At 41.5% G+C, this 13,175-nt stretch carries 11 protein-coding genes; 4 read left to right on the plus strand and 7 right to left on the minus strand.

From position 1 onward, the window contains the following. Positions 1–79 precede the first annotated feature (79 nt). Positions 80–1,273: an ADP-forming succinate--CoA ligase subunit beta gene (sucC, locus tag AC1DRQ_RS20570; RefSeq protein ID WP_429395126.1), complete on the minus strand. Its 1,194-nt coding sequence runs from the start codon at positions 1,271–1,273 to the stop codon at positions 80–82. Between the two features lie 225 nt (positions 1,274–1,498). Here sucC and AC1DRQ_RS20575 point away from each other — a divergent pair, with 225 nt between their 5' ends. From AC1DRQ_RS20575 to AC1DRQ_RS20590, 4 genes are read left to right on the plus strand one after another with little or no spacing between them, the layout of a single operon-like run. Continuing rightward, positions 1,499–2,152: an ABC transporter ATP-binding protein gene (locus AC1DRQ_RS20575; RefSeq protein WP_477426625.1), complete on the plus strand. Its 654-nt coding sequence runs from the start codon at positions 1,499–1,501 to the stop codon at positions 2,150–2,152. A 13-nt stretch (positions 2,153–2,165) separates the two neighbouring features. Then, positions 2,166–2,474, plus strand: coding sequence for a hypothetical protein (locus tag AC1DRQ_RS20580; RefSeq protein ID WP_429395128.1), 309 nt, complete (start codon positions 2,166–2,168; stop codon positions 2,472–2,474). Continuing rightward, positions 2,464–3,072: an HAD family hydrolase gene (locus tag AC1DRQ_RS20585; RefSeq protein WP_477426626.1), complete on the plus strand. Its 609-nt coding sequence runs from the start codon at positions 2,464–2,466 to the stop codon at positions 3,070–3,072. The genes AC1DRQ_RS20580 and AC1DRQ_RS20585 overlap by 11 nt, the downstream gene beginning before the upstream one ends. Before the next feature lie 52 nt (positions 3,073–3,124). After that, positions 3,125–4,684 (plus strand): S41 family peptidase, encoded by a 1,560-nt coding sequence (locus AC1DRQ_RS20590; protein ID WP_477426627.1) that lies wholly within the window; start codon positions 3,125–3,127, stop codon positions 4,682–4,684. 18 nt (positions 4,685–4,702) lie between these two features. Here AC1DRQ_RS20590 and smc read toward each other — a convergent pair whose 3' ends face one another. From smc to AC1DRQ_RS20620, 6 genes are all read right to left on the minus strand, one after another. Then, positions 4,703–8,245, minus strand: coding sequence for a chromosome segregation protein SMC (smc, locus tag AC1DRQ_RS20595; protein WP_477426628.1), 3,543 nt, complete (start codon positions 8,243–8,245; stop codon positions 4,703–4,705). 222 nt (positions 8,246–8,467) lie between these two features. Beyond that, positions 8,468–8,644, minus strand: coding sequence for a hypothetical protein (locus tag AC1DRQ_RS20600; RefSeq protein ID WP_477426629.1), 177 nt, complete (start codon positions 8,642–8,644; stop codon positions 8,468–8,470). Positions 8,645–8,794: 150 nt separating this feature from the next. After that, entirely contained in the window at positions 8,795–9,586 is a 792-nt protein-coding gene (locus AC1DRQ_RS20605; protein WP_477426630.1) for a PhzF family phenazine biosynthesis protein, read from the minus strand. Between the two features lie 544 nt (positions 9,587–10,130). Further along, positions 10,131–10,991, minus strand: coding sequence for a sigma-70 family RNA polymerase sigma factor (locus AC1DRQ_RS20610; RefSeq protein WP_094570678.1), 861 nt, complete (start codon positions 10,989–10,991; stop codon positions 10,131–10,133). Between the two features lie 238 nt (positions 10,992–11,229). Next, the gene (locus AC1DRQ_RS20615) at positions 11,230–12,069 is read right to left on the minus strand and encodes an MBL fold metallo-hydrolase (RefSeq protein WP_477426631.1); all 840 of its coding nucleotides are present in this window, start codon (positions 12,067–12,069) and stop codon (positions 11,230–11,232) included. A gap of 154 nt (positions 12,070–12,223) precedes the next feature. Next, positions 12,224–13,175 (minus strand): FAD-dependent oxidoreductase (locus AC1DRQ_RS20620; RefSeq protein ID WP_477426632.1); only part of this gene is annotated, 952 nt, incomplete at its 5' end.

The raw sequence follows: 13,175 nt of genomic DNA on the forward strand, positions 1-13,175 counted from the left end.
AATCCTGGTTCAGACAAAAAATTGCAACAAAAAAAGGGGAAGTGAAAGCTTCCCCTTTTTCAATATATAATGCGGCTACTTACAGCGCCAATACTTCTTTAACTCTTTCCGCAGCTTCTTTCAGCAATATAGCCGAGTAAACTTTTAGACCTGAGTTATCAATTAATGCTTTTGCTTCGGTTGCATTAGTACCTTGTAAACGTACAATGATTGGAACCGGAATGTTACCAATCTCTTTGTAAGCATCAATTACACCCTGGGCAACACGGTCGCAGCGTACAATACCACCAAAAATATTGATCAGGATAGCTTTTACGTTAGGATCAGACAGGATGATATTAAAACCTGCTTTAACAGTTTCGGCATTGGCAGTACCGCCAACGTCAAGGAAGTTAGCAGGCTCGCCACCGGCAAGTTTTATAATATCCATGGTAGCCATAGCCAAACCTGCGCCGTTAACCATACAGCCTACGTTACCGTCAAGCTTTACATAGTTAAGGTTTGATTTGCTGGCTTCAACTTCTGTTGGATCTTCCTCATCAGTATCACGCATGGCAGCATAATCAGGGTGACGGAACAATGCATTGTCATCCAGGTTAACTTTTGCATCAACAGCTAAAATTTTATTATCAGATGTTTTTAACACCGGATTGATCTCGAATTGTGAAGAATCGGTAGCCTCATAAGCTTTGTATAAAGCAGCTATGAATTTGGTCATATCCTTAAACGCCTCGCCCGACAGGCCCAGGTTAAAGGCTATCTTGCGGGTTTGGAAACCCTGCAAACCAACCTTAGGATCAATTTCTTCTTTAAATATTAACTCAGGAGTTGAGTGTGCAACTTCTTCAATATCCATACCACCTTCGGTGCTGTACATGATAATGTTGCGGCCTTTAGCACGGTCAAGCAATACACTCATGTAAAACTCCTTGGTTTCGCTTTCGCCGGGATAATAAACATCCTGGGCTACTAACACTTTTTTTACTTTTTTACCTTCCGGTCCGGTTTGCGGAGTAACCAATTGCATACCAATAATATTGCCTGCAATTTCCTTTACCTGGTCAAGGTTTTTGGCCAGCTTTACACCACCACCTTTACCGCGGCCACCAGCATGTATCTGTGCCTTTATTACTACCCAGCTCGATCCCAGGTCTTCTTTCAATTTAAGGGCAGCCTCTGCCGCCTGCTCAACAGTATCGGCAACAATGCCTTCCTGAACTCTAACGCCAAAGCTCTTTAATATGGCTTTGCCCTGATATTCGTGAATATTCATGTTTTTTGAAGAATTTGCGGTAAATCTACAATTTTGTTTCAAAGGATAATACCCTAAATGGAGTTTATTTAAAGGTATTACGATTATTAACATTGTCTTTACAATTAAGAAGAAGTATCGAGTAGCGAGTATCAAGACAACTGCAATTGATTGTTAAGCCTGCTTGTCAAAAATCTTGATACTTGATACTAACTACTCGATACTAAAAAAAACTAACTTTGTAAAATGCTTAAAGCCAATTCTATTCATAAATCATACGGGCAGCTGCAAATATTAAAAGGTGTTGATCTTGAAGTACAGCAGGGCGAAATTGTAACCATTGTTGGCGCATCGGGTGCCGGCAAAAGCTCATTACTCAATATTTTAGGTACTTTAGACAGGCCCGACTCCGGGCAGCTGTTCATCAATAATATGGAACTGAGCAAGCTGAACAATAAAAACTTAAGCGATTTCAGGAACCGTAAAATTGGCTTTATATTTCAGTTTCACCATTTGCTGGCCGAGTTTACTGCTGTTGAAAATGTGTGTATACCAGCGTTTATTGCCGGAACCGGGCGTGCCGAGGCCGAAAGAAAAGCCACAGAACTGTTGGAGTTGCTGGGTTTAAAAGATAGGGTAAACCATAAGCCAAATGAACTATCAGGTGGCGAACAGCAAAGGGTGGCTGTGGCCCGCGCGCTCATCAACAACCCATCATTGATATTTGCCGATGAACCATCAGGCAATCTCGATTCGGTGAACGCGCTTGAACTTCATGAATTATTTATTAAGTTGAGAAAGGATTTTAACCAAACCTTTGTAATTGTTACCCATAATGAGGACCTTGCCAATCTTTCGGACCGTACAGTTTTAATGAAAGATGGTTTAATTGTTCAATAGCCTGTTTATAAAAGTGAATATATTGATAACTGCGGCAAACTCCGCACTGGCCTATAAACTCAAAAACCAGTTAAACAGCGATGATGTGGTTATGGGCGATCATATGGACCTGCCCGATTTTATGCTGAAACCCGGTAAAATGATCCGTTTGCCCGATCCGAAATCAGTAAGCTATACGCACGAAATGTTAACTTTATGTTTGGATATGGGTATTGAGGCTATTTATCTGTTTCGTGAACCCGAAACGCAGCTGTTATTAAAGGCCGAAACATTGTTTAATGAGTATAATATAAAAATCCTGACCAAGGTAAATGAATTATAAGGATATTGATAAGCGCAAAAGTGCTTTCATTTTTGAATTGGATAACGTACTTTATCCCGAAAAAGATTATTTATACCAGGTTTATTACCTGTTTGCTAATTTGTTGGAATACACGGAGCTGGTTGATGCCAAAGAGACAACCAATTTGATGATTGATACGTATGTATCAGAAGGAGAGCAGTTTGTTTTTGACCGTATGGCCGAAAAGTTTACTATCGCCGAAAAATACAGGGCTAATTTTGATAACCTGCTCATAACAGCCAAACTGCCATTAAAGCTGTTATTATATCAAAATATGCTTACCTTGTTACAAGAAGTTGTTGTTGACAGGAAAAGGTTGTTCATTGTAACAAACGGGAATGTAGAACAACAAGTAAACAAAATTAAGCAGATTGAGTGGCACGGCCTCGAAAAATACCTTACCTGCTATTTTGCCGAAGAAACCACCGCAAAACCCGAACCTGATGTGATACACCTGTTAATGCAGGAGCATAATTTGCAAAGGCGGGATATCATGATGATTGAAAATTCTGAAACTGACAGGTTATGTGCCGAGGCCGTTGGAATAGATTATATCAACGTCGAAAGTTTTTTATAATCAGCCTGTAACATACTTAGTTATATAACGTTAACTATCTAAATTGAGTTGTATGAAAAAAATATTTTACTTTATATTGATTCTTTCTGCGGGGATGATATCAGCCTGTAAAAAGGATAAAGGTCCTGGTAAAACAGATGATACTAAGCCTACAAAATTGCAGCTCACAGAAGATTCAGTATATATGTTTGCCAAAGAAGATTATTACTGGAACAGTGTGATCCCTGATTATAATGCCTTTAACCCCAGGCAGTATACAGGTAGTAGTGACCTTGACGCGCTTACCAGCGAAATAGATGGTTATACCCAATTAACAAAAAATCCGTTAAACGGGAACAGGCCTTATGAATATGATGATTTTAACCCGGGGAGTTCAAAATACTCATTTATTGATGATGGGACTGTTAGTGGCGAACTGAATGGCACAAAGGGTGATTTTGGTTTTAACTATTTTTATAATACCTATACAGATATCAGGGTTAGTTTGGTTTATGCTGGTTCGCCCGCTGATGATGCGGGGCTGGTTCGCGGTGATCGGATCACTGCTATTAATGGCAGCTCTGGTAATTCCATTTATATTACTAATACAGCCGATCCGGCCAACGACGCGGGTTATAAATTTGTAAGTAACGCTGTAGATAATGGCAGCACCATAACTTTAAAAATACAAAAGGCCAATGGTACGGTTGTAACTAAGGAGCTTACTACCAAAGTATATACCACAAACCCTGTTATTACCTATAAAACCTTTAATTTAAGCAATGGTAAAGTTGCCGGCTATGTGGTATTTAGCAGTTTTACATCTTTGGCTAACGCGCAGCCAAAACTTGATGCGGCTTTTACCTCCTTTGCAAACGCAGGGGTAACCGATGTAATTGTTGACCTGCGCTACAATGGTGGCGGCTATGTTGAAACCAGCGAATATCTGTCGGATTTGTTAGTTCCATCTGGGGCGAGCGGAAGCGTAATGAATACTACCTATTGGACGGCCAATTTGCAAAATGATAAATACCCTATATTGAAAGCAAAACTGGGCGATTTTGGCGCTGGCTTTTTTAAACCAACCAATAGTAATCAGATAGCGAAATTTTCAAAAAAAGGGGCATTAAATGTTAACCGCGTTTTCTTTATTGTTACGGGTAACACCGCATCAGCCAGCGAGCTCACCATTAATAACCTGCGGCCTAAAATGGATGTTCAGCTTATTGGCGAAACAACCTATGGCAAACCGGTAGGCTTTTTATCTAATTTGATCATAAACGGCTATTATTTATTTACGCCCCAATTTGAAACAAAAAACTCTGCAAACGAGGGTGGCTATTATGCGGGGATGACTCCTGAGGGGGCAACGCCAAATGGTGGTATATATGCCGGGAAACATGATTCGGACGATTTGACCAAAGATTTTGGAGATGAGAACGAAGGTTTACTAAAAGATGCTTTGACTTATATTGAATCAAACAGATACCCTACAAGCTCCACTGTGAAGATACAAAGCCTGGATGCTAATGCTACCCAAACTATGTCGTCTGCGCAAAGAAATGCTTTATCAGTAAAAACAAATAGACATTCATTTCACGGGATGTTAATCAAATTACCAGCGAAGAAGTAGTAACGCGATTTCAATTTATTAATCGGCAAGTTCCCGCAGATCAACCGGAACCACGCGCGATATTCCCTGTTCAACCATAGTTACACCGTATATTACATCGGTGCTGGCTATGGTTCTTTTATTATGTGATACGATGATGAACTGCGAATCTTTGGAGAAGGTGCGGATAATGTTATTGAACTTGTCAATATTGGTATCATCAAGGGGGGCATCAACCTCGTCAAAAATACAGAACGGCGCGGGTTTAAGCAGGTAAAGCGAAAACAGGATTGCCGTTGCAGTAAGTGTTTTTTCGCCGCCCGAAAGCTGGTTGATGGATAGGGGGCGTTTGCCTTTAGGTTTGGCAATAATATCAATATCAGATTCCAGTGGGTGCTGCGGATCGGTTAGTACCAGGTCGCAGGAGTCCTCATCATTAAACAGCGAACGGAACACTTTAATAAAGTTTTCGCGCACCATGATAAATGCCGTCATGAATTTTTCTTTCGCGGTATCGTCAATCTCTTGTATGGTGGCCAGTAACGATGCCTTCGCTTCGCTCAGGTCCTTCTTTTGTGCCTGGATAAAGGTATAGCGCTCATTCATTTCGTTATAGGCCTCAACTGCCATAGGGTTAATGGCGCCAAAATCATCCAGCTGTCTTTTTAACTTTTCGGCTTTTTCGCGCAGGTCATGTTCGCTTTCGTCAACAGGCGTTTCCGTTTCAGGCAGTTCTTCAATATCTACATTAAACTCAACCGACAGGCGCTCTTTCAGGGCGTTCAGTTCCAGTTTAAGGTTATTGCGCTCTTCTCTCAGTTCATTCTCAATAACCTCGCTGTTATCTTTTTTACGGCGTAAAGCGGTTATCTCGTTTTCATTTTCGGTAATGATGCCGCGCCATTGGTAATATTCCTGTTCGGCCTGTTGGGTGGCCTTTTCCAGGTTCTCTTTTTGCTCATACATTTCCAGCAAGCCTTCATCAGAGTTATCGGCCTGTTTCAGGTTTTCCTGTATGGCTATCTTTACTTTTTCAAACTCGGCGCTGTTTTGCTTTATGCGGCTCTCCAGGCTTTCTTGCTGCGTATCGCGGTAATCCAGATCTTTTACTAATCCTGATACCTTATTTTGCTGCTGATGAAAGCGGATGTTTTCCTGGTTAAAAGCGTTCGACTGTACCGATACATACTCGTTCAGCTCATTAAAAGCCGCCTGTTTTTCTATCAGCAGGTCGTTTTGTATTTCTTTCTGGGTTTTTAATTCGGCCAGCAGCGGTTCCAGGGCCAGCATTTCGTCCTTAATGGTGGTGATCTTGCGGGCTATGTCGTCCTTGCGGTTAAGGCTGTTCTCAATAAAGGTTTGATACTGTTCCTGCCGTGTTTTAACCGTGATCAACTCCGTATTTAAGCGGTTAAGGATCTGTTGTTGCTCATTCAGTTCGGCAGCTTTGGTTGATCCCTTTAAGGCGGTAAGTTTACTCTGTAACTCGTCTGATTTTGTTTTTAGCCCATTAACCAGGTTTTCAATGCTCTTGATCTCTTTGGCTAAATTCTCGAGGTTTTTAGCCCGACCGATCCTTTTTCCCTCAAACAACCCCACCGAACCACCGGCCATGGTATGTTTTGATTTATTGAACTTACCGCTTTTGCCTATTAAAACCACGCCATCGGGTAGCGCGGCATTATTAATTTGCTGATCCTTATCATCATCAACCAGGTAAACATCTTTTAACAAATGATTACATAGCAGGGTATAACGCTTATCAACCTCAATCACTTTTAAGGCCGACACCGCGCCGGCATTTTCAAAAGCAGGATTTGAAGTAACTACCTCGCTGTAATTATCAAGGATGAAAAAATGCGCCCTGCCTCTTGATGCTGTGCTAAGCAAATTAATGGCCTTTATAGCCTCGTCATAGCTTTCAACCACATAGTGGTTCATCAGTGGCTCCAAATAATTTTCAATGGCTACACGGAACTCTTCGCGGCAAAATAACACATCACTAAACAGCGGCGCGCTTTTGGCCCAGTCAGTGTTCTTTTTCAAAAATCGGATAGACTCGGGGAAACCTTCCAGGTTATCCACCATGCTTTTGGTGAGGTTATATTCGTTTTGCCTGGCGTCGAGCTTGCGGCTTTCTTTTATAATGGTATCCTTTACCTCTACAAGCTCGGTATCGGTAACAGCAATCTGCTCTTTGAGCTTATTCTCAGCCTCCAGTGATAACTGATATTCATCATCGAGCGTTTCCTTGCGGGCCTGCAGTTCGGCAACTACCTGGTTAAAGTGCGAAAGCTCCACCTCTTTATTGGTGGTATCTTCCATGTTGCGCTGGCTTTCCTGTTCCAGGGCCTGTTGCTGTATTTGCAGTATATCAATATCCTTCTCGGCTTTGTAAGCCTGGTTTTGCAACCGTGTATTGATATTGGTAAGTTCATTGAGTTCGTTACGTGCCGATGATTGCTGCAAGCGGAGCTCATCAACCGCTTCTTTCAGATCGATTACCCGGCTCTGGATAGCTTGCAGGGTCTCGTCCTCTGTAGCTTTTTCTTCCGACAGGCGCTTGATGTTATAGAATACGTGGTTAAGCTGGTTCTTATCGCGCTCCAGCTCTTCGCTCAACCGTGCTTCTTTATCCTGCTGAAATTTGAGCTGTTCGTTCTTGATCTTTTTCTCACTTTCATAAGCCCTGATCTTGGAAACAAACTCGTTGGTAGTTTTTTGCTGAACCGAAAGGTTTTTTTCTTTGGTGATGCTATCCAGTTTTTGCTGTTGCAGACTGGCTTCCAAAGTATCTATCTGGGCTACTATGCCTCCTTTTTCGGCTTTTTGCTTTTGCTCCTGGTCTTCAATTTTCTTTAGCGATTCGCTGAACGACACGATCCTGAACGAGGCCAGCATAATACTGAGTGTTTTATACTGCTCTTTAATGCGATAATAACGTTCGGTTTTCTTAGCCTGGTTCTCCAGCGTTTTCAGGTTCTTTTCTATCTCGAAAAGCAGGTCTTCCACGCGTTCCAGATCAGCCTCGGTATCTTTGAGCTTACTGAAGGTTTGTTTTTTGCGGAGCTTATATTTTGATATGCCCGATGCTTCTTCARACAAGTTACGGCGAGAACCCTCTTTATTGGTAATGATCTCGTCGATCATCCGCAATTCAATAATAGAGTAGGAGTCGGAGCCGATACCGGTATCAAGGAAAAGATCGGTAATATCCTTGAGGCGGCATTGCACATCATTCAGGCGGTACTCACTTTCGCCGGTACGGTAAAGTTTGYGGGTTAAAGTAACCTGCGAGTAATCGGTAGGCAGTACGTTTTTGGTATTATCAAAAGTAAGGGAAACTTCGGCAAGGTTGGCCGATTTACGGCTCTTGGTTCCGTTAAAAATAACGTTATCCATCTTCTCTGAACGGAGCATCCGGGTGCTTTGTTCGCCCAAAACCCAGCGGATGGCATCAACCACATTCGACTTTCCGCAGCCATTTGGCCCCACAATAGCAGTTACACCCTCATTAAAATTAATGGTGATCTTATCTCCAAAACTTTTAAAGCCCTTGATTTCTAAGCGGGTAAGCTGCATTTATTTTGTTATATCCTTGCAAAAATTTAACCTTCAAAGTAATCATAAAAAAATGATTTTATTAAACTTTTTTTGGTGGTTTAGTTTATCCTGCGTCATTGCGAGGAACGAAGCAATCTCTATGCTATACAGGGGGAATAGTGCATGTCGTAGAGCGCTCAATTGCCGCTAAGGCTGTTACTTTGTCTTGATAGGAGATTATATAAAAGTTAGACCAAAGATTTAAGATTCATTTTTCTTAACGATCATACGTATTCCAAAAAACACTCCAAAGCAACACCCCACAATATTGAGTAATAAAGCCACTCCGTTAATAAAATTGTCACTTGCAAGCGCAAGAAATAAAAAACCCCAAATGATAGAGGCTATAATTAAAACACCGCCAAATATTCTTTTCATTAAAGTTGCTCCGTAAACTTATGCCCGTTGGTACATTCGTAGTCTTTGCTCTTGATTAGTTTTGCGTCAGCACCGCACACAGGTTATTTAACCTTATTAGGCTGACGGGAATATTAATCCGTATTTTGTTAAACAATGATGGGGTTCAACTCATAACTCAACCCTGATCTCGCCTTTTAAATAGGTAACAGCTTTGCCGCTCATGAGTACGCGGTCGCCATTTAGTTGGCACCATAGTTCGCCTTTCCGAGCCGAGATCTGGTAGGCGTGGAGGTTGTTTTTACCAAGCTTTTTGGCCCAGTAGGGTATCAGGTTGCAATGGGCCGAACCAGTTACGGGATCTTCAGGGATGCCTGCCCCGGGAGCAAAAAAGCGGGATACAAAATCGGAATTGTCGCCTGGCGCGGTAACAATTACACCAACAGTATCCATTTTTGACAGGGCGAAAAAGTCGGGGGTGATATCCTGTATATCCTGCTCGGTTTCATAAACCAGGAAGTAATCCCTTGATCTTAAAAAGGCAAGCGGTTGTTTTTCGCCCAGCGCTTCGGCCAGGCCCATAGGTGGTTCAATAGGTATGGGCGGCCTTGAGGGAAAGTCCATAGTATATTTATCACCTTCCCTTTTTACCAGGAGCGTTCCTGCTTTTACGGTTTCAAAATGTAGGGTATCTCCTTCAAATCCCAGTTCGGTAAACAATATATGTGCCGATGCCAGGGTAGCGTGACCACACAGGTCAATCTCGTATTCGGGAGTAAACCAGCGTAATTTATAACCATTATGGGTCTTTACAAAAAAAGCAGTTTCGGCCAGGTTATTTTCTATGGCTATCTTTTGCATAACAGCGTCAGGAAGCCATTCGGTAAGGGGGCATATAGCGGCCGGATTGCCACCAAAAAGTTTATCGGTAAACGCGTCGGCCTGGTAAATTGGAATAGTCATAAAATATGTTCTGGTAGGCTAAATTACTTTTTTATTATGTGAATATTAAATTCACTTATCTATAACGAAATATCGGTAATTATATTCGTTTTGTGCCAAAACTTATAGAAGAAATATTAATCCAAATGGGATAAAAAAAATAGGATAGGAGGCTCCCTCTCTTGAAAGTAATAGCCCATGAAAAGACAGTATCTATACTAATTCAAGAAGTGTAGCCCCTAACGGGGCAAAAAACCTTTTGATTCTATTTCTACAAATATGTAGTCCCTACGGGACATGAAATACAGCCACATTTGCAGCTTAAATTGTTGCTCTATGTCCCGTAGGGACTACATATTTGTAGAAAATAATGGTAAAAATTTGGTGTGCCCCGTAGTGGGCTACCCTTCTGTCATATGATGGGTTATTACTCTCTTGAGGGGAATCACACAATCCCTACGTTTTTTATTGTAGAGACACATCACATATGTCTCCTGATAATACAACGCAAAAAAGCCACTGGTTGCTCACCAATGGCTTTTTTATGTTGTATTTCAGGTTATGTTTAACCTAAGTATGATTTCAGTATCTTGCTCCTTGATGTATGACGTAAACGTTGCAGTGCTTTATCCTTAATCTGACGTACACGCTCACGGGTAAGGTTAAATTTTTCGCCAATTTCCTCTAATGAAAGCGGATGATTGGTACCCAAACCAAAGAACAATACGATGATCTCGCGCTCACGTTCGGTAAGGGTTGATAGCGAACGTTTGATCTCCTCAGATAATGACTCGTTAATTAATATCGAATCGGTATTTGGTTCCTGATTCTCCAATACATCAAGCAGGGTGTTTTCTTCGCCCTGTACAAATGGTGCATCCATAGATACATGACGACCGGAATTACTCAGCGTATCAGAAATTTTGTCGACAGTGGTCTCCAGCATATCGGCAAGTTCTTCGGGCGAAGGCTCACGCTCGTACTCCTGCTCCAGCTTTGAAAAAGCTTTACTGATCTTGCTTAATGAGCCTACCTGGTTTAACGGTAAACGCACTATACGTGATTGTTCGGCAATAGCCTGCAGGATTGACTGACGGATCCACCATACGGCGTATGATATGAATTTAAAACCTTTGGTTTCGTCAAAACGTTTTGCCGCCTTAATTAAACCTAAGTTACCTTCGTTAATTAAGTCACCAAGTGTTAAACCCTGGTTTTGGTATTGCTTGGCAACAGATACCACAAAGCGAAGGTTGGTTTTGGTTAAACGTTCCAAAGCCGCCTGATCGCCTTCGCGTATTTTTTGAGCTAATATTACTTCTTCTTCGGCAGTTATCAGATCAACTTTACCAATCTCGTGAAGATATTTGTCTAGCGATTGTGACTCGCGATTGGTAATGGATTGCGTTATTTTGAGTTGTCTCATTTATTTAATAAACCTTCTATACTTTCTATTGAGTACAGAACGTGCAAAGTTATAAAATTGTTCTAAAAAAATACAATTGCATGGTGCAATTTCAAAAAAAATGTGTTATAAGGCTGTTTCGTAAAGTGTTGATTATGAGTTGTTAGTAAAGTTAAAGTAAAGGAACTGTGCAATTTTTTAATAATAATTGTTTAAATTGGCATGCGGTATGGTTTTTGTGGTGTTCGTAAAACACTAACTAAAAATCACTTAATTTAAATACCTCTTTCGCTCTGATCCCTTTTTCGGTTTGCTGCAATGTACAGCATTCATTAACAGAGTCATGTTCAAAGTACAATATATAATCTTTTTCTACGGCTTCGGTTAAAAATAGTTTCTTTTCTGTCAATGTTTTTAGCGGAAACATGTCATAAGCCATTACATAAGGGAGTGGCAAATGGCCTACAGACGGTAGCAGATCGGCCATGTAAAGTATGTTTCTGTCTTTATAGTTGATAAGTGGCAGCATCATGGCGTCAGTATGTCCGTAAACAAACCTGATGTGAAAGTTTTCGGTAAATTGAACGCCATCAAGGCCGTTGATAAACTGTAGCTGGCCGCTTTGCTGTATAGGTAAAATATTCTCTTTTAAAAAAGACGCCTTTTCACGGTCGTTAGGGTTTGTGGCCCAGTCCCAGTGCTGCTGATTGCTCCAGTAAACGGCATTTTTAAAAGCAGGGATAAGGTTGTCACCATTTCTCATTACTGCTCCGCCAACATGGTCAAAGTGCAGATGGGTTAAAAACACATCGGTAATGTCGTCGCGGTGAAAGCCGAGGGCAGCCAGGGAGCTATCTAAAGTGGCTTGCCCATGTAAATAGTAATAGCTGAAAAACTTTTGGTCCTGTTTATTGCCAATGCCGGTATCAATTAATATTAACCTGTCATTGTCTTCAACCAGCAGGCAGCGCATGGCCCAGGTGCAAAGGTTGTTTTCATCGGCCGGATTAGTTTTATTCCAGATGGTTTTTGGCACTACACCAAACATGGCCCCTCCATCTAATTTAAAAAAACCGGTATCAATGGTGTGTAGTTTCATAGATAAGTCGAAACTCAAAAGTCAAAATTCAAAAGGTGATAAGCAAATCTATTTTATGCAAATTTTTAAAATGGAAAAGTATAAGCTGCTATCAAGCAAAAAGCCGGTTGCTTTTAACAGCGACCGGCTTTTGACCTTTTATTTTTTTTGACTTTTATAAGTGTATCACCTCACCGTAAGCATCGGCCGCGGCTTCCATTACGGCTTCGCTCATGGTAGGGTGCGGGTGTACCGATTTAATGATCTCGTGACCGGTAGCTTCCAGCTTGCGGGCGGTAACTACTTCGGCAATCATTTCGGTAACGTTATAGCCCAGCATGTGCGCACCCAGGAATTCGCCATATTTGGCATCGAATATAAGTTTCACAAAACCATCTTTAGCGCCCGCTGCACTGGCCTTACCCGAAGCAGAGAATGGGAACTTACCAACTTTAACTTCATAACCGGCCTCTTTGGCAGCTTTTTCGGTATATCCAACAGAGGCAACCTCTGGTGAGCAATAGGTACAACCCGGAATGTTGTTATAATCTAAAGGCTCAGGATTTTTACCTGCAATTTTTTCTACACAGATGATCCCTTCGGCTGATGCTACGTGAGCCAGTGCCTGGCCTTTAACAATATCGCCAATAGCATATACACCTTCTATATTGGTTTTGTAAAAATCATCAACCAATACTTTGCCTTTATCGGTTTTTACACCATTTTCTTCCAGGCCTATACCTTCAATGTTGGTAGATATACCAACAGCCGATAAAACGATCTCGGCCTCCAGTACTTCGGTGCCTGCAGCTGTTTTAACATTTACCTTGCAAAGATTGCCGCTGGTGTCAACAGATTCAACGTTTGCACTGGTCATGATGTTGATACCTTGTTTTTTAAGGATACGGTTCAGTCCTTTTGAAACCTCTTCGTCCTCTAACGGCACAATATTATCTAAATACTCAACAACTGTAACCTTGGTGCCAATTGCATTATAGAAATAAGCAAACTCAATACCTATAGCACCAGAGCCAACCACAATCATTGATTTTGGTTGTTTAGGTAATATCATAGCCTCGCGGTAGCCTATTACTTTTTTACCATCCTGTTTAATGTTTGGCAGTTCG

The organism is Mucilaginibacter sp. P4_E8 (assembly GCF_056401495.1).